A 19291-nucleotide genomic window follows, 5' to 3' on the forward strand; every position below is an offset into this window, starting at 1 on the left:
AAGTAAATTCCAAACAGATGTCTTTCTACCTATTTTACCGGAATTAGCCAAAACGCTTGAAGCTGGTCCTATTGGAGAACAAACATTCATTTGTGGTAAAGAAGGTAAAAAACTAGTTAAAGAAAGTTTTGGCAACCTTTTTCGAGAGGCTTGTAAAGTAGCAGAAATCAAAAAATCAGCACATGGCTTAAAAAAATTAGCAGCAACACGCGCAGCTAACTCTGGTGCAATAGTATCACAACTCAAAGCAATTTTTGGCTGGACAAATGATGCTATGGCATCTCTTTAACACAAAGAGCGCAGATCGCAAAAGGTTCGCTATAGAGGCGATAAAAAAGCTTCAAAAAGATGAGGGATAGAGGCAAAAAACTCAATAGAATCAAGATTCACCTATTCCCTTATATTAGACATAACTATTTTATTTTACTTGCTTTTTATTTGCCTAATGAATTACTAACAACTTCATGACATTGGTAAAATTATCCGGCGGGCTATTATTAAAAGAATCAGAAAGTTTTTTTGTAAAATTCTTTCCACAAACATTTTTTTCAATAAAGTCACCTAATTAATCAGCCTTAACTTTAGCAAAGATATAAGGCATGTGTTTCATTTATTAAAGCAAATTCTTTTCTTTAAAAAGGTTATAGCCTTCTATCTAACAGCGTTTTTGCTGTAAAATTCAAATTATCTATCTACTCAACTAAAGAACTTTTATTGTTTAGCTTTTGTGCTTTTTTCAAAGAGATGTGGGCTTTCAAGAATAAGCTTTTCTCGTGCTTTTTGTAACTGTTTAATGACTTCATCAATCTTTGACGGAGAACAAAAAGATTCTTGGCTATTCAACAAATGCAGCCTCTCCTTTCCCTCATATAAACATTGCATCTGAGATTGAAGTATTCTAACTTCTTGAAAAAAAAGACGTCCTGTTTCCTTAAAACCATTATTAAGTGCAAAAAGTTGATCAGAAATGGATAGCAGAATTTGTTTTAAAAAACGCTCATTTTCTTGGCGTTTACGATATTCTAAAATAAGAGCATGGCTTATCTCATCTAACTGTTTTTTTGTAGAATCAATTTGACGCAATAAATTTGGTTTTTCCCCCATATCACCTTTTCTCACCTTCACAAGCATAGCATGAATGTCTAATAACTTAATTGCGGAATGAGACAAATAATCAACAACTGTAGGCGTATTAACATAGCGTTTCCGTGCAATCATCACAAACTCACCTAATGACTGTTTTTTACATTCATCCCGCTATTTATTTTTCATTTTACAAGACCATTCTAAAGAAAGTGCTAAAAAATATTACCTCCAATACATTATTCGATGGAGCCCCTTCTCTCTTTTCACGATCAACGTGGAATCCGTGGAGAGAGAAAACGTACAGGTGTATAAAGGATAAGATGTGTTGTTTTTTCCAACACACTACTACCATCAGCAAGAAGGGCTTGACTAGGTGACAATTCTGTACCTTGCATAATTGTGGAAGCCAAAGAACCTTCTCGAGAAAGAGCCATCAACGTTGGCGAAGATGCAAAGACATTGTGTGCTCCCCCATCCACATGAGAAAAATCAAGAACAGCTATTCCATTTTTACGCAACATTTCAATATCTGAGCCATCGCCCACACGATGATGTCCACCCGTAAGACGTCCTGAAACCGCAAGAGCTTTATCCGCTCTGGATACTAAAATAGCGGTTGGCTGCGGAAGTTTTTTTATATCATTAAGTTGGCGCTCAAATACATCAACATCAATATCTGGTGCAGCCATTAATAAACTTGTAATACGACGAATAGGCCTATATTTTCCCTGTAACGCTAACGTTCTAAATGCTTCCATTATAACAAAATTGCCCATAGAATGTGCAATAACCGAAATTTGATCAGCATTGGTTTCACTAATAAGTGTTAAAAGCTCTATCAATCCGTCACGGGCAAAATTAGCACTGTCACGATCATAAATATAAAGAGGAACTGATCCGGCCGAAGGCCAAGAATAATGCACGGCGACAACATTTAAAGAATAATCGTGTGTAAACTGTGCTGTACGAAATGTACCATCTGCAAAATTATTATTATACCCATGGATAAAAAGAAAAATTTCTCTTTTTCCTTTTGGCTTTTTTGCTAAAGCAGCATTTAATTGCTGTTTAAACTGTTCTTTATTATCGTATTTTTGCAATGCTACTGCTGCAAAATACTTATCATGCGTAGGTTTATAGGCATTTATTTCAACAACTCCCTTTACATGTTGCTGAGGAATTCCTACGTCAACACGATTATAATGAACTTTATTTGATCGCTCTGCACCATAAGGTTGAGCGTAATTATTTTGCATCATACGACTCGTTGCAACATACACTGGAACGATGGCTTTTGGAGAAACTGGTTTCCCTTCAACTTCCCTTTCTACGGCAGTCATAGAAGGTGTTGCATGCACCCCATGCCAAAGTACAGCACGTGAATCACTACACGCTGATAATAAAGAAATACAAATAAGAAGTGTTAAATATCTCAGAATCATTATACTTCTCACTGCAACTTCACCCCACCTTATAAAAATATAACATTTCAAATGCATAGATAAAGTAATAAAAAACGAAATATTATTGGCAACACACCAACAAATAACATACAAAAAGATTTTTCTATAATGCCTATAAATCCCCTCTCTCTAACATAACTTCATCTCACTATGGAGAGACTCACTGCGAACTGGTGCGGTCGAGAAGACTCGAACTTCCACGGGTTGCCCCACAGCGACCTCAACGCTGCGCGTCTACCAATTCCGCCACGACCGCACGTGGAAAGAAAAAATCTTGGTTTTTAGCCTTTAACAAATCATAAAGAAAGGTACAAGCCAATTTTCTTTTTCTCATAATTTATTTTATCCGGATGCTTTATAACTTAATAGGGATTACGAGAAATGTGGGCTTTACTATGACCTTTGAACCATCATCATAAAATGTGCTTGTGCCGCTTGATCTTTTTCATAATAACCATGAAAGTTTTTTGTAATTGTTGTAGAGCCCTGTTTTTGGATTCCTCTCATAGCCATACACATGTGCTCAGCCTCAATCAATACTGCTACACCATGAGGCTTCAGATACGTTTTTAACGCGTGAGCCACTTGCGCTGTCATAGCTTCTTGAGTTTGTAAACGACGAGCAAAAATATCTACAACACGTACAATTTTTGAAAGACCAACAATTTTTGCATTAGGAAGATATGCTATGTGTGCTTTCCCAATAATTGGGATCATGTGATGCTCACAGTGTGAATAAAAAGGTATATTCTTTACGATTACGGCTTCATTGTATCCTGAAACCTCTTCAAAAACTGTACCTAAGGTTTCTTTAACCGATTGACTATAACCATTAAAAAGCTCGCGATATGCCTTGGCTATACGTTTTGGAGTATCTAAAAGCCCTTCTCTATTTGGATTTTCCCCTATCCATAAGAGTAATGTACGAATCGCTTCTTCCACCTTTTCAATACTCGGACGCTTTTCTTCAGATAAATTTGTGTCTTCTTTAACAACATTACGCATTCAAAAACTCCAAGCTTACTCTATACAAAGCATTTGCTCCATACCTATCTCATTTTGTATAATCTCTATATAAGCGAATTAAAAGTTTAAACAATCACGACTTTCAAAATTTCAGGCAATAGCGCATGATTGATACTATCTATAATGATAAAATACTTAAATATGCTGCACATATAGGCAAAATTGGGCGTCTTAATAATCCTGATGCAACATCAAGAAAACATGCACACCTTTGTGGTTCGACAATCACTGTAGATTTAAAAGTGGAAAATGGTATTATTACCGATTTTGCTCACGAAATACATGCATGTGTGCTAGGGCAAGCTTCAGCTTCACTTTTAGCATCTCATATCATCGGACAAACAACTCAAGATCTTAAAATATTGCGTGAAGTTATCTACCAAATGCTAACGCAAAATGGTCCTTCTCCTCAAGCTCCATTTGAGGATTTTTCTTGCTTACAGCCCATTAAAGACTATAAAGTGCGCCATGCAGCAACACTACTACCCTTTGATGCAATGATAGACTGCATTCAAAAAATTGAAGAAAAATAAATGTTCAAATCACAATCTAGACAAAAAAAGTTGACTCGGAATTACACAGGCACTTGGCAAAAAACACCCGGACGATTATTGGGTATTTTCTTAATACGTTTCTATCAAATAACACTTTCGAGCCTTATAGGTAATCAGTGCCGCCATGCTCCGACTTGTTCAGAATATACATATGAAGCGATAGCACGCCATGGGCTTTGGGCTGGTGCATGGATGGGACTCTTTCGTATCATGCGTTGTGGACCCTTTGGAACAGATGGCTTTGATCCAGTCCCTCCATCGCTTGGAAATTCTTGCTGTTTTTATAAACCTTGGCGTTACTGGAAAATTTCTGACAAACACAACAAATAATCCTTTTCTTTTTTCACATGTATTGATAAAAAATTAGTCTATAAGCTTTTTACTCAATTTTCACGAAACCATCCGCAATCGTTAGCGGAATTGGATTAAGAGGGTGTTTTTATGTCTTGCTCTATTTCTCTTTTTTTTCCCGATGGTTCAAAACGTAATTACCCCGCCGAAATGACAGGCTTGGAATTAGCAGAATCTATTTCTAAATCACTTGCAAAAAAAGCAGTCGCCTATAGTCTTGATGGTATCACGCGAGACTTATCGGATCCATTGGGACAATCTGGTCAAGTAGAGATTATTACCCGAGAAGATTCACGCGCTCTTGAGCTCATAAGGCATGATTGCGCCCATGTCCTTGCTGAAGCAGTGCAAGAGCTCTTTCCTGAAACGCAAGTAACAATAGGTCCTGTCATTGAGAATGGATTCTATTATGATTTTGCACGCCAAAAACCTTTCACATTAGATGATCTCACCGTCATTGAAAAGAAAATGCGTGAAATTATCCAACACAATAAACCTTTTAGAAAAGAAATTTGGTCTCGTGAAAAAGCAAGAAAAGTTTTTTCTGAGAAAAAGGAATTTTATAAAGTTGAACTTATTGATAGCATTCCTGAAAATCAAGATTTAAAAATCTATTATCAAGGGGAGTGGTTTGATCTTTGTCGCGGACCGCACATGCAATCTACAGGGCAAATTGGGAATGCTTTCAAACTAATGAAAGTTGCAGGAGCTTATTGGCGTGGCGATGCCAATAATCCAATGCTCACGAGAATTTATGGAACAGCATTTGCAAATGAAAATGACTTAAAAGCCTACCTCCATATGCTAGAAGAAGCTGAAAAACGTGATCATCGCCGCTTGGGACGTGAAATGGACTTATTTCACTTTCAAGAAGAAGGGCCAGGAATGATTTTTTGGCACAAAAAAGGTTGGAAAATGTTCCAAAATTTGATCAGCTATATGCGTAGACGCCTTGATAATCATCAATATGCTGAAGTTAATGCACCACAAGTTCTCGATAGGTCACTCTGGGAAATATCTGGCCATTGGGGTTGGTATAAGGAGAATATGTTCAAAGTAATTTCAGCAGCAGAAGATTCAGATCATGGGAATGTTTATGCCCTTAAACCAATGAATTGCCCTGGTCATGTGCAAATTTTTAAACATGGTTTAAAATCTTATCGTGATTTGCCTATTAGACTTGCTGAATTTGGACTTGTTCATCGTTATGAGCCTTCAGGCTCTTTACATGGTCTTATGCGTGTGCGTGGTTTTACACAAGATGATGCGCATATTTTTTGTACTGATGAACAATTAGCTGATGAATGTCTCAGTATTAATGATCTTATTTTATCAACTTATGCTGATTTTGGTTTTAAAGAAATTAGTCTTAAGCTTTCAACACGTCCAGAAAAACGAGTTGGATCTGATGCATTATGGGATCATGCAGAAAGTATCATGGAATCTGTCCTTAAAACGATTGAAACAAAATTTGCAGGACAAATCAAAACAAGCATCCTTCCAGGTGAAGGAGCATTTTATGGTCCAAAATTTGAATATACATTAAAGGATGCTATCGGTCGTGAATGGCAATGTGGAACAACACAAATAGACTTTAATCTCCCTGAACGTTTTGGTGCATTCTATATTGATAAAGATTCAGAAAAACGTCAACCTGTTATGATCCACCGTGCTATTTTGGGATCAATGGAGCGTTTTCTTGGTATATTAATTGAAAATTTTGCTGGACATATGCCACTTTGGCTTGCTCCTGAACAAATTGTTGTTGCAACAATTACATCCGAAGCAAATGAATATGCCAAAAAAATAACAGCAAAACTTAAAGCTGTTGGGCTTTCCGCAACAATAGATCTCCGCAATGAAAAAATTAACTATAAAATACGAGAACATTCTTTACAAAAAGTCCCCGTAATTTTGGTATGTGGCAAACGTGAAGCCGAAACAAACAGCGTAAATATGCGCCGCTTAGGAAGTACAAATCAAACTCTTTTATCTGTAGAAGATGTGATTAAACAACTCTCAAATGAAGCAACACCTCCAGATTTGCAACGTGTAATAAATGCATAATATCACGGAAGATGGTAATACGTTAATTTTTTACTATAAATCTTCAGTTTTTGTACAAAATGAAATAATTTGATATTGTAGTGTGTTTTTGTTTCATGCACAATGACCTGTCACCAGAAAGAATAACGTGCTCTCTCTCTACAAGGTGGATTGGTGAAAAAGTTGAATATAAGCTATGAGCTGTTTAAATGCAAAAATCATAGACAATTGAATATTAATAATAACATTAAACTTTTACCTTTATAATAAAAAAATTCTGCTATTATCATGGATAGATCATTACAATAATTATAGCAACATCAAGCAAGAAAACTGAAAACAAGATTATATTTATTAATAAAAAATATGTAAAATTAGCTGAACAATGGTATTTCTTATTCGTAAGATAAGCCCTTATAAAAAGGACAAGATATTGATTTATAATGATAATATATTGTTATTCATATTAAATAAGGTTTCGAATATCATAGGCTTCTCTTATTTTTAATATGTTTATGTTGAATCTATCAAAATCATTTGCTTGCACGAAACAAGCGGAATGAGTGTGTGGATAAAAATTATTGAGAAAGGACTTTTAAAATGCCTACAATGAACCGCCTAAAGTGCTAAGAATTGTTGCAGTCATTGAGAACAGGCTATAATTATAATGATGATGCCGACTTGAACCTTCATAAGTATAAAAATAGCGGTACTCAACGAATTTACCATTAATCATTCACGAGGCATTATGGTAAAATAAGATTAAGAAGCCTGAAGAAACATCTCTTTAAAACAAGCACATGAATTGGTAAGCTAATGGCATTCTACATCCCGCAATCTACACTGATGAGATATTACCTTAATTTTTATAAAGCCAAATCAAAAAAAATGGCAAAACTCAGCGTTTATTCTTTCTCTTCTTCATATTTTACCAAATGAAAAACTCTTATAAAAAACTCGTTAAATATACACATACGATATATGACTACTCGTTGAACATATAAAATTCTGGGCACATCCATAAAACATCTAAATATCTACGAAACACATATAAAATAAAAAAATATTATTATCGTGCTCTATCAAGAACACGCTTACATTCAATGAGTTCAAACAGAATTTCTTGTAACAATGCTTTATCAGTTTTATCTTTGTAAAGATTCACAGAACCGACAGATGTTTCTCCCTCATTCCTCATGAAACTCAAAAGCCCAAAAGAAGATTTCTTAGGCTTATTGCTAGCATTTTCAGAAGTTTGTACTGCATGTTTCTTCTCTATGACCACATTCATAGCATCAAGATCACCATTACCCAATGCAGTCACAAAAGCAACACCATTTTCTTTCAAAAGGCGTTGCACACCTTTTATCGTATAACCCTGATCATATAGTAACTGCTTAATACCATTGAGCAAATCAACATCGACCGGACGATAATAGCGCCTTCCTCCCCCACGTTTCATTGGTTTAATCTGCCTAAAACGTGTTTCCCAAAATCTTAAGACATGCTGCGGAAGCTCCAATAACTCCGCTACTTCGCTAATTGTGCGAAAAGCATCAGAGCTTTTATCCATTTTGTAACACCTTATTTAAAACAAAATAAATTACTTCACACTGACTCATTCTGTCTCAATTTCTCAACAAGATTAGTCAAAAATAAGACCATCATTGATACCTTACTCACCAGTCTTTTTCTAAAAAATAAAGACCCTTATTTTATACATTTCTTTAACAAATACCAAACATACCATGGCATTTATTTATGAGATATCATTTTTTCTGTTTTGCACGATGCGAATCTAAAATTCTCTGTTTAAGGACATTGGCAGCCTTAAACGTCACAACACGTCGCGGCGGAATCGGTGCTTCAACACCTGTTTTTGGATTGCGTCCAACACGTTCATTTTTACTGCGAACCTGAAAAGTTGCAAAAGAAGATAATTTAACCGCTTCACCTCTTACAAGTGAGTTGCAAATCTCATCCAAAACCAATTCGACTAAAGCTGCTGATTCAGTATGTGACAAGCCCACTCTTTTACAAACTACGCTCGCTAAATCTGCACGCGTTACTGTCTTACTTGTCATTATAACCACCTATTAAAATATTAAAAATTACAAAATGACTTATACGTTTTCTTGAAATATGGTCAAGTAGCCATAATTTACCAACGAATAAGAATTGCTCCCCATGTAAATCCACCTCCCATGGCTTCTAACATGATAAGATCTCCTTCTTTTATTTTTCCATCGCAAACAGCTGTTGTTAAAGCCAACGGAACTGATGCAGCAGACGTATTACCATGTTGATCAACGGTAATCACAACTTTATCTAGTGAAATTCCCAGCTTTTTAGCAGATGCTTCAATAATGCGCTTATTAGCCTGATGAGGTACAAACCAATCTAGTTGTGAAGAATCCATACCTGCAGCTGCAAAACAATCATCAACCACATCCGTTATCATACCAACAGCATATTTAAAAACTTCTCGTCCTTCCATACGCAAATAGCCTGTCGTTTGTGTTGTTGAAGGTCCACCATCAACATATAGCTTATCTATATAAGCACCATTAGAACGCAATTTCGCAGACAATATACCACGCTCAAAAGCAATACCCCCCTCAGTTTCTAGTGCTTCCAAAATAACAGCACCAGCACCATCACCAAACAATACACATGTCGTACGATCTTCCCAATCTAAAATTCGAGAAAATGTATCGGATCCAATAACTAAAATTCTTTTAGCTCCCCCACACCGTAAATAAGAATCTCCTGTTGTTAAAGCAAAAATAAAACCAGAGCAAACAGCTTGAATATCAAAAGCAAATCCATGGCTCATTCCCAAAGCATGTTGAATTTCAACAGCAGAAGCAGGAAAAGTACGATTCGGGGTGGACGTTGCTAAAATAATACAATCGATGTCTTTTATTGTTAAACCAGCATTTGTAAGTGCTGCTTGCGCAGCCTCAACTCCTAAAGAAACAGTTGTTTCATTTTCACTGGCAATATAACGTTGGCGTATTCCTGTACGCTGAACAATCCATGAATCTGACGTTTCAACAAACTTTGCAATCTCTTCATTTGATAAACTTCTTTTCGGCAAAGCACTTCCTACACCACGTATAATTGACCGAATCATTCAGCTCTTACCTTTTCTTCAAATTTTTCATTTCTATTATAAGAGCTTATCATAAGGACTCTCCATTCATCACCACTTCATCTTCTTGGTCAAAAAGTGTTTCTTTATTTTCATGAAATCGCCGTAAATCAGCCGTTATTTTTTGTAAAAGTCCATTATTAACCATTTTATAACCAACGCGGATAGCAGAAGCAAAGCCATTAGCGTTAGCACTGCCATGACTTTTTATAACAACACCATTCAAACCTAAAAGCACTCCTCCATTCACCCTATCAGGATCCATTTTATGTTTCAGTATACGAAAAGCACCCCGTGATAAAAAATAACCAAGAGATGTTAAAAAAGAACTGCGCATTGCAGAGTTTAAAATCTCTCCTATCTGTCGCGCGGTTCCTTCTGCGGTTTTTAAAGCAATATTACCAGAAAACCCCTCTGTCACAACAACATCGACTGTTCCTTTTCCAATGTCATTGCCCTCAACAAATCCTTTATATTCCAATCCTTCTAATTGCACTTCACGCAATATCATTCCTGCTTTTTTTATTTCATAAAGTCCTTTAACCTCTTCCACCCCCACATTTAAAAGCCCAACACTTGGTCTTTCAGTGTGATATAAAGCGCGAAACATACCTGCTCCCATAACCGCCAAATCAACCAACTGACTAGCAGAGGCACCAATTGTTGCTCCAATATCTAAAACAATACTCTCACTGCGCAGTGTTGGCCAGATACCCGCAATACCAGGACGTTCAGCCTCTGCAAGCATTTTCAAACAAAAATAAGACATGGCCATGAGTGCACCCGTATTACCAGCAGAAATGCAAGCATCAGCTTCACCATTTTTTACCGCTTCAATGGCGTACCACATTGATGATTTACCACGTCCATTACGAAGTGCTTGGCTTGGCTTTTCATCCATGCGTGTATAACTTTCTGTAGGGCAAAAGCGCGATACAGAATCCAAACAGGGATATTTTCTTAAAACCGGACGAACAGCCTCCTCTACTCCATAAAATAGAAAATAAATATTTGATAAATATTTTTGTACAATTGCTGCTCCTGCAATAGCTGCTTCTGGACCGTAATCACCGCCCATGACATCCACAGAAATTCTAATCACGCTTGCATATCCCACATCTTTTCATTTACATCTTTAAATACATATTATGATTTTTGGCTCCTGAATACTCACACAGCACATCTTGCGAAAATCGCTCCGCAGAAAATACCGTTTAGCATACAATAGATATTTTTTGTATGTTTTTACAATCACTTCCAATTTTTCAAAACAGAAAATGGAGAGAATTTTCGCTCTGCTTCTTCTAAATTTTCAACCATATTCATCTTTATCCCTTCTTTACGTGGATAATGATTAATAGACAACTCAAAAAACTCTTCCATGATTGCGCCAATATCAATTTTATCATCATAAAACACTTCAGGAGTATCAAGCCCCTCCACATCTAAAAACAATTCCCCTGTATCCTCTGATATTTGGGGCTTCATCAAATTTGAATCTTCAGGAACAAAAACAACCTCAATATTTTCACAAAGGATATTTTCTAATGGTTCTAATGTAACAACACATAACTGTAGTATACGCGCTTGCAACAGACCTTTTATACGCACTCCGCGTTTTTTCCACGGGAAAATATGGAATTTTCCCTCACAAGATTTTACTTCAATTAAATCATGGTTCTGGGCTAAATGTGTACATTCTTTTTTGTTTGCACAAAAATGAACCCTTATACCTTTAGCAGGTAGAGAACGTACAGATACTGGATAAGCCAAAGCAAATGTCATTTGAGGAACATTTTGAACATTCATTGACAACTCCCAAACATAAAAACGCGTAAAGCACTATGTTTTTATTTATCTCAAGTATTTATGCATTTTTTTCTTTTCTAAAGAAATTCTATATGGCATAATTTACTTTATAACAGGGAAACTCAGTGTAAGCTACGGTAGATTAAGTTAAAATTAGAAAAAACTTGAGGTTGCCTTCTTGTCCTACATCTCAGTATAAAAAGGAGATACCATTGTTTCAAATGCCTCACATAATAGCCTTAATCAAACGTAAATTATTGATTGGTCTATCAATAGCAAGCATAGGAATGCTTGCTGGGTGTAGCCTTCTTGATTCTTCAGGTTCGAGCCAAATTTATAGAGAGGGCTATGTTCTTGATAAAAATGCTCTAAGTTCTATCTCTATTGGCTCAAGTCAAGAGCAAGTTCTTTTAACTTTAGGGACCCCTTCATTAAAAACAAAATATGATAATGAAGTTTTTTATTACATCTCACAGACACGTTATCGTGGGATGCAGTTTATGAAAACAAAGATTATTGATCGCAAAGTTTTAGCCATTTACTTCAATAAAAATAATCAGGTTGCAAAAGTTGCAAATTACGGATTACAAGACGGTCAAGTGTTTGATTTTATTACACAAACAACGCCAACTGTAACGAAAGAACATCCTTTCTTAATTCAAATTATAAAAGGCCCTGCGAATTTGCCACCCCATAACTAAATTATATAGTCTGCATACCGTTTCAATATTATAGGTCTGATAATATCAGATCTATAATAGGGGGATTTGTAGCTCTTAGAGACGGACTTTTTTTGCCATACTGTCGAGAACTGCATTAACAAGTTTTGGCTCATCACCTTCAAAAAACGCCTTTGCTATGTCAACATATTCATTCATGACAACTGCAACGGGAACATCTTTACGGTTGATCAACTCCCATAAACCTGCTCGTAAAATTGCTCGCAATATAGAATCAAGACGTGAAAGAGACCACTCTGCAGAAAGCTGTTGATGAAGCAGCGGATCAAGCTGCTTTTGATCTTTTACAACACCCGTTATAATAGCCAAAAACCATTGAAAATCAGCTTCAAGATATTGGTCTCCATCAATATCTTTTCCCAAACGATAAGCCTCATACTCAGCTGCCGTTTCCATCACCCCCGAACCCACGATATCCATTTGATAGAGTGCTTGAACTGCAGCGAGTCTTGCTGCTCCACGTTTATTGGCTGAACGCGAAAAATGTCTGCTTTTTATATCAGCCATATTTAACGATTATCTCCAAATCTCTTTTTTAGAGCGATCATACATAAAGCAGCTTCAGCCGCAAAACCACCTTTATTTTTATCATCTAGTTTTGCACGCACCCATGCTTGTTCTTCATTTTCAACAGTCAAAATACCATTTCCAATAGCCAAGTGCTGATGAACAGTTAAATCCATCAATGCACGACAAGAATCATTAGCAACAATTTCAAAGTGATATGTTTCACCCCGAATAACACAACCAAGAGCAACATAACCATCATACGATATCTTGTTTTGTTCAGCAAAAGCTATTGCACTTGGTATTTCTAATGCTCCAGGAACCGTTACAACATCATAACTTGCTTCAGCTTTTTGCAAAGTATTCACTGCACCTCTCAAAAGCGCATCAGAAATCCCCTCATAAAAACGTGCTTCAACAATCAATACGTGAGGCTTTTTACGTATCTCTTTCATCATAATGGAATTCCACAAAAAACGAATCAAAAAAATCAAGGTTATAAAGCATAAAATTCTGAAAACAATCAATAGAGTGTTGGCTTATTCACCTTCTCTTTTTAAAGTAAAAAGCTTTGCAGCATAACGAGCAAGTTGATCAATTTCCAAATTGACCCGATCTCCAATTTTAGCTTGTCCCCACGTTGTCATTTCAAGTGTATGGCGAATAATAAGAACATCAAAAACACAATCCTCAACACCATTAACAGTCAAAGATGTCCCATTAAGAGCAATAGATCCCTTATTAACAATGAAAGGCATAAATTGTCTTGAAACTTTTAAATAAAAGCGAATTGCATCCCCTTCATTTTTTTGATCAATGATTTCAGCCAAACCATCAATATGACCAGAAACTAAATGTCCTCCCATTTCATCACCCAATCGAAGCGAACGTTCCAAATTAACAAAAGTTCCTTTTATCCATTGTACAAGATTCGTTAAACGTAATGTTTCTTCCCACGCCTCGACAACAAACCAATTGGAATCTTCTTGCTTTAATCCTCGCTCTACAATTGTCAGACAAATTCCTGAACAAGCAATTGACGCCCCAATTGCTAAGCTTTCTATAGCATAGCGGGTAGAAATCTTTAAACGCATCCCCTGCTTTAAAGGTTGAACATCTTCAACACAACCAATATCCGTTATAATTCCTGTGAACATAATGTCTTACGTCTCCACTTATAAAAACGGTCATTTCCAAACATTCTTGTCTCAATCTCATGAAACTGCGAGAGATAATTTCCAAAATGAGGGGCTTCAATACGATTTTTGCCTAAAACAATGGGGGTATGAAAACATATCAAATGATCAACACAACCAGCATTCAAAAATTTTTCCCCTGTCTTGACACCCCCTTCCAATAAAACACTATTAATCCCATGTTTATAAAGCATCTGTAAAAGAGCAAAGGGTTCTACACAACCATTATTCATCTCGACCGAATAAACAGACACACCATATTGCTCCAATGCATTTTTTTTGCTTTTCTTTGAAATATCCACATCACAAATAACCCATGTAGGAATTTTTATGGCTGTTTGGACAACTTTTGCATCAAGGGGGATAGATAAATCTGCATCCAAAATAATACGAATTGGTGAGCGCATCTCCATCCCTGGCAAGCGGCAATTGAGTTGTGGATCATCTGCTAATATAGTACCAATACCAACGAGGATAGCATTATTTTGAGCACGTAGAATATGCGTATGGGCATGAGAAAGTGTTCCACTAATTTTTACGCTGCCCTTCTCTCTTTTTCCAACACCATTATCGGCAGAAATTGCCATTTTAAAAGTGACCGCACAGCGTTGTATCTTCCTTATGCACCAATGCGTCCATAAGGATTCAAAAGCCTCTTCAGCTAAAATGCCCTCAACCACTTCAATACCCGCCGCTCGCAAAAGAGCAATACCATGACCATCAACACGCTTGTCACAATCAGTCAGCGCAACAACAACTCGAGAAACACCTGAATCAATAAGCGCATTCACACACGGCGAAGTTTTTCCATAATGCGCACAAGGTTCTAAAGTAACATAAGCAGTCGCTCCTTGAGCCAAAGAACCTGCCATGTGTAAAGCTTGCACTTCCGCATGAGGACTCCCATGAATAGCTGTTACGCCATAGCCAACAATAAAAGCCCCCACAGCACCATTATCGTTTCGCACAATTAACGTACCAACGGAAGGATTCTCACCTGTAAGACCGACATGACGTTCTGCTAAACGAATAGCTGCAGCCATAAACCGTTCATCTTGCACTTTTTTATTCATCAAAACGAGATTCTGTATCCGCGATACCCTTTGACAATTCATCTATAACATCGTGAAAATCGCTTGCATTACGAAAATCTCGATACACAGAAGCAAAACGAATATAAGCAATATCATCAATTCTTTTCAATGCTTCCATCACAAGATGCCCAATTTTTTTTGAAGAAATCTCTGGTTCTCCCAAACTTTCAAGCTGGCGTACAATGCCAGAAATTGCTCGTTCAATATGATCAGGATCAATATTGCGCTTACGTACAGCCACATCAACTGATCGCATTAACTTATCACGATCGAAGGGTTCACATCGTCCACTTTTTTTAGCAACCAAGAGCTCCCGCAACTGAACACGTTCAAAAGTTGTAAAACGACCACCACAAACAGAACACACACGGCGGCGGCGAATCACTGCCCCCTCTTCTGCTGGACGTGAGTCTTTGACCTGTGTATCCTCATATTGGCAGTAAGGACAGCGCATCCTTTGTATCCTTAACGAGTGGTAAGATAAGAGTAAAGAGGAAATTGATTCGTTATATCTTTTACCTTTTTCTCAACAGCCATTTCAACGGCATGATTATCTTCATCACTTTTTGCACTCCGAAGACCATCAAGAACTTCTGAAATCAGATGACCAACTTGAATAAACTCTTTTTCTAAAAAACCACGCGTCGTGGCAGCAGGTGATCCCAAACGAATTCCCGATGTTATAGATGGCGTTTCAGAATCAAAAGGAATGCCATTTTTATTGCAGGTAATATGAGCGCGTCCCAAAGCCAATTCAGCACGTTTACCTGTTAGATTTTTGGAACGTAAATCAACCAACAACAAATGATTATCTGTACCACCAGAAACAATATTAAAACCATTACCCTGTAATGTTTTTGCTAAAGTTTTCGCATTAGCGACAACATTGGCACTGTAACTCTTGAAAGAGGGACGCAAAGCCTCCTCAAACGCAACAGCCTTTGCGGCAATCACATGCATTAAAGGACCACCTTGAAGACCAGGAAAAATTGCAGAATTAATTTTTCTGGATAAAGCCTCATCATTTGTCAATATTAAACCACCCCGGGGACCTCGAAGCGATTTATGTGTTGTTGTTGTTACAATATGCGCATGTGGAACAGGTGAAGGATGCACGCCACCAGCAACAAGACCAGCAATATGAGACATATCAACGAGTAAATGAGCACCGATTTCATCTGCAATTTCACGGAATCTTTCCCAATCCCATAGCCGTGGATAAGATGAGCCCCCTGCTATAATAAGTTTTGGCTTACGTTCTTTTGCAAGCTGCTCAACCTCATCCATATCAATAATCTGATCTTCTTGACGCACACCATAGGAAACAACATCAAACCATTTTCCTGACATATTAACAGGTGAACCATGCGTAAGGTGACCTCCAGCATTTAAATCCAACCCCATAAATGTGTCACCAGGCTGAAGTAAAGCTAAAAAGACAGCTTGATTCATTTGGCTACCAGAATTAGGCTGTACATTCGCAAACGCAGCACCGAAAAGCTGTTTTGCCCTTTCAATAGCTAAATCTTCAACGACATCAACAAATTGACACCCACCATAGTAGCGCTTTCTTGGATAACCTTCTGCATACTTATTGGTTAAAACAGACCCCTGCGCTTCAAGGACCGCTCTTGAAACAATATTCTCTGAAGCAATAAGCTCAATTTCATGTTGTTGACGCTCAAACTCCCCTCTAATTGCGTCAAAAATTGCACCATCAACAGTTTGTAAATTATCATTAAAAAAGCGCTTTTGTGCGTCATTTTCTTGCTGAGTCATAAAACACATTCCTAACATAAAAAAATAAAGTCAAGGAACGATAACACAGCAAACCATGCAAACCAAACATTTTAAACTACTTACACTCAAAAATAATGAGGCAAATATTTATCTTATTCTTTGTTATAAAAACAGCGAAAAACTTTCCTCTCGAGAATAGTAAAAAATGAGATTACATTTCTTTTTTTACACTCTTATTTGTTTACACCTTTTACAAAAAATATCTATAATCTAAAGAAATTCAATAATTTAATGATTAAAAATAATTTATAATGTGAAAAGCTGAATATAATAGGCAAAGTTAATACGAAGGCAAATAAGAATGCTAACCAAAGTTTTTATTGATGGTGAACATGGCACAACCGGACTACAAATACAAAAACGCTTAGAAAGGCGTACAGATTTAAAACTACTCTCTCTTGCTCATAAAGATCGCCATAATGTTCATCTGCGACAAGACTATCTTAATCAAGCCGATATTGCTATTTTGTGTCTTCCAGATGATGCTGCACGCGAAACGGTTCATTGGCTTCAAAAAAATAAAAACATTAGGATTATTGATAGCTCGACAGCCCACCGTGTTGCACCAGACTGGGTTTACGGTTTTCCTGAAATGACAGCAGGACAAAGAAAGCGCATCCAAGCAGCACATTATATAACCAATCCCGGATGCTATCCTACCGGTGCCATTAGTTTGATTCGCCCACTCCGTGAAGCAGGACTGCTAGACGCCGATTATCCCATCTCGATTAATGCAATCTCCGGCTATACCGGTGGTGGAAAACAGTTGATTTTACAAATGGAAAATCAATCTCAACAAAATATTCAGGACAATTATTTTATCTATGGTCTTAATCTTGAACACAAACATGTGCCAGAAATTAAAATCTATGGACAAATCAATCAACCCCCAGTTTTTATACCAAGTGTGGGTCGTTTTCCCCAAGGAATGATTGTGAATCTTCCTCTGCATCGCCATTTATTCACAAAATCAGCAAACTGTTCTGATTTGCGCGAAATTCTCGCAAACCATTACGATGGACAAAATACCATTTTAGTTGCATCACAAGAAGAAACTGCTTCACTTCAAAGACTTAATCCAGAGTGTTTAGCCAATAAAGATGGTATGAAACTGTTCGTATTTGGAAATGATCGTGAAGGTATTTTTAATCTCAGCGCCATATTCGATAATTTAGGAAAAGGCGCATCAGCTGCAGCTATCCAAAACCTCGATTTAATGCTTTCAAGCGACTAAACCTCCCTACCCACAAACTTTTATTCAACAACGCGATAAGCCCCTTTTGTTGCTCGCCAATGTGCAACAACAAAACACAACACGACTAATGCCATACTTTGATGAATGAGCCCCAAACTTATCGGAACCTCATGTAACAGTGTTAAGATACCCAAGACTGCTTGGATAATAATCATAACACAGATAAGAAATGCACGACGAGAATGAGTTGAATGTGGAGCATTTTTTTGTACATAGAAAGCATGAATAGCCGAGGCAATCAATAAAAAATAAGCAAAAAATCGATGAATAAATTGAACCATTAAGGAATTTTCGAATAAATTGAGCCAAACAGGACGATGCTGCAACAATCCATCAGGAATAATCTGCCCATCCATAAGGGGCCATGTATTATAGACTTTTCCAGCATGAAGCCCTGCAACCAAAGCTCCGAAATAAATCTCTATCAAGACGAGAATAACAAGCCATGCCGCAAAATATTGCACCTTTTTATTTGCTGGTTTTTCTGAATATTCTGCAAGCCCTCGAGATAAATAAGTAACAAAAACAATAACAAAACATGCCGTTATAAGATGAAATGCCAAACGATATTGGCTCACACTTGTTAAATTACTTTGCCCAATCCCTGAAGCAACCATCCACCAACCAATAAAGCCTTGAAAGGCGATAAGAATAGGTACAACAATAAGCGGGAGTAAGATATTTTTTTCAACACGCTTAGTCGCCCAAAACCAAATGAGCCCCAATAAAGCGACAAGACCAACAAGACGCCCAAGAACACGATGCGCCCATTCCCACCAAAAAATAATCTTAAAAGCACTTAAGGTCATATCAGGATTAAGCAGCTTATATTGTGCTATTTGTTGATATTTTAAAAATTCCTCTTGCCATTGATCCTCACCAATCGGTGGAATAACGCCGTGTATTGGCTTCCATTCCGTTATAGATAATCCTGATCCCGTCAAACGAGTAGCACCACCCACTAAGACAATTGCCAAACAAAGCAATAAAATAGAGTAAAGCCACACCTGTATATGTTTTCTATTTTCCTTTTGCACAGGCGTTAAAACGCTATTGTTTAATCTCTTTACTGCCATCTCTGATTGCCCCACGCTTCTCTCCAACTAAAATGCATTTTAAAATTTAAACATTAACTCTTTGTCTATTTTAGTATGTACTACAACTTTAGCAAAAAACAAGCGTACCACTATAACATGCGATACATATTTCT

The 19291-nt window shown here is 37.1% G+C and carries 20 protein-coding genes, 1 tRNA gene and 1 pseudogene; 6 read left to right on the top strand and 16 right to left on the bottom strand.

The window, feature by feature from the left end:
* Positions 1 to 359: pseudogene (locus ACFIQE_RS05480) on the top strand (tyrosine-type recombinase/integrase); the annotation flags it as partial.
* Between the two features lie 352 nt (positions 360 to 711).
* Here the strand turns inward: ACFIQE_RS05480 and ACFIQE_RS05485 are convergent.
* The 4 genes from ACFIQE_RS05485 to folE form a co-directional block, all read right to left on the bottom strand.
* On the bottom strand, positions 712 to 1218 hold the full coding sequence (locus tag ACFIQE_RS05485; RefSeq protein ID WP_015856440.1) for a hypothetical protein: 507 nt from the start codon (positions 1216 to 1218) through the stop codon (positions 712 to 714).
* 137 nt (positions 1219 to 1355) lie between these two features.
* A complete protein-coding gene (locus tag ACFIQE_RS05490; RefSeq protein ID WP_375607121.1) occupies positions 1356 to 2528 on the bottom strand; it encodes an alpha/beta hydrolase in 1173 nt (390 codons plus the stop codon).
* Positions 2529 to 2720: 192 nt separating this feature from the next.
* A tRNA-Leu gene (locus ACFIQE_RS05495) sits at positions 2721 to 2805 on the bottom strand.
* Positions 2806 to 2942: 137 nt separating this feature from the next.
* Entirely contained in the window at positions 2943 to 3554 is a 612-nt protein-coding gene (folE, locus tag ACFIQE_RS05500; RefSeq protein WP_375621295.1) for a GTP cyclohydrolase I FolE, read from the bottom strand.
* Between the two features lie 125 nt (positions 3555 to 3679).
* Between folE and ACFIQE_RS05505 the strand changes: the two genes are divergently transcribed.
* From ACFIQE_RS05505 to thrS, 3 genes are all read left to right on the top strand, one after another.
* Positions 3680 to 4108: an iron-sulfur cluster assembly scaffold protein gene (locus tag ACFIQE_RS05505; RefSeq protein WP_375621296.1), complete on the top strand. Its 429-nt coding sequence runs from the start codon at positions 3680 to 3682 to the stop codon at positions 4106 to 4108.
* Complete coding sequence (gene yidD, locus ACFIQE_RS05510; protein WP_375607118.1) at positions 4109 to 4459, top strand: membrane protein insertion efficiency factor YidD; 351 nt, start codon at positions 4109 to 4111, stop codon at positions 4457 to 4459.
* Between the two features lie 111 nt (positions 4460 to 4570).
* The gene (thrS, locus tag ACFIQE_RS05515) at positions 4571 to 6547 is read left to right on the top strand and encodes a threonine--tRNA ligase (protein WP_375707362.1); all 1977 of its coding nucleotides are present in this window, start codon (positions 4571 to 4573) and stop codon (positions 6545 to 6547) included.
* Between the two features lie 1048 nt (positions 6548 to 7595).
* Here the strand turns inward: thrS and ACFIQE_RS05520 are convergent.
* The 5 genes from ACFIQE_RS05520 to ACFIQE_RS05540 all read right to left on the bottom strand — a co-directional run bounded on the left by ACFIQE_RS05520 (position 7596) and on the right by ACFIQE_RS05540 (position 11489).
* Complete coding sequence (locus ACFIQE_RS05520) at positions 7596 to 8099, bottom strand: MerR family transcriptional regulator (protein ID WP_375621298.1); 504 nt, start codon at positions 8097 to 8099, stop codon at positions 7596 to 7598.
* Positions 8100 to 8295: 196 nt separating this feature from the next.
* Complete coding sequence (locus tag ACFIQE_RS05525; protein ID WP_273791377.1) at positions 8296 to 8610, bottom strand: integration host factor subunit alpha; 315 nt, start codon at positions 8608 to 8610, stop codon at positions 8296 to 8298.
* A gap of 77 nt (positions 8611 to 8687) precedes the next feature.
* A complete protein-coding gene (locus ACFIQE_RS05530) occupies positions 8688 to 9662 on the bottom strand; it encodes a beta-ketoacyl-ACP synthase III (RefSeq protein WP_375611575.1) in 975 nt (324 codons plus the stop codon).
* A 49-nt stretch (positions 9663 to 9711) separates the two neighbouring features.
* Positions 9712 to 10782, bottom strand: coding sequence for a phosphate acyltransferase PlsX (gene plsX, locus ACFIQE_RS05535; RefSeq protein ID WP_375707363.1), 1071 nt, complete (start codon positions 10780 to 10782; stop codon positions 9712 to 9714).
* A 149-nt stretch (positions 10783 to 10931) separates the two neighbouring features.
* Positions 10932 to 11489, bottom strand: coding sequence for a DUF177 domain-containing protein (locus ACFIQE_RS05540; RefSeq protein ID WP_375707364.1), 558 nt, complete (start codon positions 11487 to 11489; stop codon positions 10932 to 10934).
* Positions 11490 to 11710: 221 nt separating this feature from the next.
* On the opposite strand from ACFIQE_RS05540, the gene ACFIQE_RS05545 reads away from it, so the two are divergent.
* Positions 11711 to 12190: an outer membrane protein assembly factor BamE gene (locus ACFIQE_RS05545; protein ID WP_375607172.1), complete on the top strand. Its 480-nt coding sequence runs from the start codon at positions 11711 to 11713 to the stop codon at positions 12188 to 12190.
* A 75-nt stretch (positions 12191 to 12265) separates the two neighbouring features.
* On the opposite strand, the gene nusB is transcribed toward ACFIQE_RS05545, so the two are convergent.
* The 6 genes from nusB to glyA all read right to left on the bottom strand — a co-directional run bounded on the left by nusB (position 12266) and on the right by glyA (position 16805).
* A complete protein-coding gene (nusB, locus tag ACFIQE_RS05550; protein ID WP_375621299.1) occupies positions 12266 to 12736 on the bottom strand; it encodes a transcription antitermination factor NusB in 471 nt (156 codons plus the stop codon).
* A gap of 2 nt (positions 12737 to 12738) precedes the next feature.
* On the bottom strand, positions 12739 to 13194 hold the full coding sequence (locus tag ACFIQE_RS05555; protein ID WP_375621300.1) for a 6,7-dimethyl-8-ribityllumazine synthase: 456 nt from the start codon (positions 13192 to 13194) through the stop codon (positions 12739 to 12741).
* 81 nt (positions 13195 to 13275) lie between these two features.
* Positions 13276 to 13893, bottom strand: a complete 618-nt coding sequence (locus ACFIQE_RS05560) for a riboflavin synthase (RefSeq protein WP_375707365.1) — start codon at positions 13891 to 13893, stop codon at positions 13276 to 13278.
* On the bottom strand, positions 13875 to 15005 hold the full coding sequence (gene ribD, locus ACFIQE_RS05565; protein WP_375613062.1) for a bifunctional diaminohydroxyphosphoribosylaminopyrimidine deaminase/5-amino-6-(5-phosphoribosylamino)uracil reductase RibD: 1131 nt from the start codon (positions 15003 to 15005) through the stop codon (positions 13875 to 13877). Before ribD ends, ACFIQE_RS05560 begins: the two co-directional genes overlap by 19 nt.
* Positions 14998 to 15480, bottom strand: coding sequence for a transcriptional regulator NrdR (gene nrdR / locus ACFIQE_RS05570; protein WP_375613063.1), 483 nt, complete (start codon positions 15478 to 15480; stop codon positions 14998 to 15000). The genes ribD and nrdR overlap by 8 nt, the downstream gene beginning before the upstream one ends.
* 11 nt (positions 15481 to 15491) lie before the next feature.
* Complete coding sequence (gene glyA / locus ACFIQE_RS05575; RefSeq protein ID WP_375611569.1) at positions 15492 to 16805, bottom strand: serine hydroxymethyltransferase; 1314 nt, start codon at positions 16803 to 16805, stop codon at positions 15492 to 15494.
* A gap of 322 nt (positions 16806 to 17127) precedes the next feature.
* Between glyA and argC the strand changes: the two genes are divergently transcribed.
* The gene (gene argC, locus ACFIQE_RS05580) at positions 17128 to 18060 is read left to right on the top strand and encodes an N-acetyl-gamma-glutamyl-phosphate reductase (RefSeq protein WP_375613064.1); all 933 of its coding nucleotides are present in this window, start codon (positions 17128 to 17130) and stop codon (positions 18058 to 18060) included.
* A gap of 20 nt (positions 18061 to 18080) precedes the next feature.
* Here the strand turns inward: argC and ACFIQE_RS05585 are convergent, their stop codons facing one another.
* Entirely contained in the window at positions 18081 to 19157 is a 1077-nt protein-coding gene (locus ACFIQE_RS05585; RefSeq protein ID WP_375707369.1) for a COX15/CtaA family protein, read from the bottom strand.
* Positions 19158 to 19291 lie beyond the last annotated feature (134 nt).

It is taken from the genome of Bartonella sp. AA1HLJMS, from assembly GCF_042197445.1.
GTDB lineage: Bacteria > Pseudomonadota > Alphaproteobacteria > Rhizobiales > Rhizobiaceae > Bartonella.

Bases quoted from the DNA above. Each gene is read 5' to 3' on its own strand.
- ribD (WP_375613062.1), bottom strand. From the start codon at position 15,005: ATGAATAAAAAAGTGCAAGATGAACGGTTTATGGCTGCAGCTATTCGT.
- nrdR (WP_375613063.1), bottom strand. From the start codon at position 15,480: ATGCGCTGTCCTTACTGCCAATATGAGGATACACAGGTCAAAGACTCA.
- argC (WP_375613064.1), top strand. From the start codon at position 17,128: ATGCTAACCAAAGTTTTTATTGATGGTGAACATGGCACAACCGGACTA.
- ACFIQE_RS05485 (WP_015856440.1), bottom strand. From the start codon at position 1,218: ATGATTGCACGGAAACGCTATGTTAATACGCCTACAGTTGTTGATTAT.
- ACFIQE_RS05520 (WP_375621298.1), bottom strand. From the start codon at position 8,099: ATGGATAAAAGCTCTGATGCTTTTCGCACAATTAGCGAAGTAGCGGAG.
- ACFIQE_RS05505 (WP_375621296.1), top strand. From the start codon at position 3,680: ATGATTGATACTATCTATAATGATAAAATACTTAAATATGCTGCACAT.
- ACFIQE_RS05545 (WP_375607172.1), top strand. From the start codon at position 11,711: ATGCCTCACATAATAGCCTTAATCAAACGTAAATTATTGATTGGTCTA.
- glyA (WP_375611569.1), bottom strand. From the start codon at position 16,805: ATGACTCAGCAAGAAAATGACGCACAAAAGCGCTTTTTTAATGATAAT.
- folE (WP_375621295.1), bottom strand. From the start codon at position 3,554: ATGCGTAATGTTGTTAAAGAAGACACAAATTTATCTGAAGAAAAGCGT.
- yidD (WP_375607118.1), top strand. From the start codon at position 4,109: ATGTTCAAATCACAATCTAGACAAAAAAAGTTGACTCGGAATTACACA.
- ACFIQE_RS05555 (WP_375621300.1), bottom strand. From the start codon at position 13,194: ATGATGAAAGAGATACGTAAAAAGCCTCACGTATTGATTGTTGAAGCA.
- ACFIQE_RS05540 (WP_375707364.1), bottom strand. From the start codon at position 11,489: ATGAATGTTCAAAATGTTCCTCAAATGACATTTGCTTTGGCTTATCCA.
- ACFIQE_RS05525 (WP_273791377.1), bottom strand. From the start codon at position 8,610: ATGACAAGTAAGACAGTAACGCGTGCAGATTTAGCGAGCGTAGTTTGT.
- ACFIQE_RS05530 (WP_375611575.1), bottom strand. From the start codon at position 9,662: ATGATTCGGTCAATTATACGTGGTGTAGGAAGTGCTTTGCCGAAAAGA.
- thrS (WP_375707362.1), top strand. From the start codon at position 4,571: ATGTCTTGCTCTATTTCTCTTTTTTTTCCCGATGGTTCAAAACGTAAT.
- nusB (WP_375621299.1), bottom strand. From the start codon at position 12,736: ATGGCTGATATAAAAAGCAGACATTTTTCGCGTTCAGCCAATAAACGT.
- ACFIQE_RS05585 (WP_375707369.1), bottom strand. From the start codon at position 19,157: ATGGCAGTAAAGAGATTAAACAATAGCGTTTTAACGCCTGTGCAAAAG.
- ACFIQE_RS05490 (WP_375607121.1), bottom strand. From the start codon at position 2,528: ATGATTCTGAGATATTTAACACTTCTTATTTGTATTTCTTTATTATCA.
- ACFIQE_RS05560 (WP_375707365.1), bottom strand. From the start codon at position 13,893: ATGTTCACAGGAATTATAACGGATATTGGTTGTGTTGAAGATGTTCAA.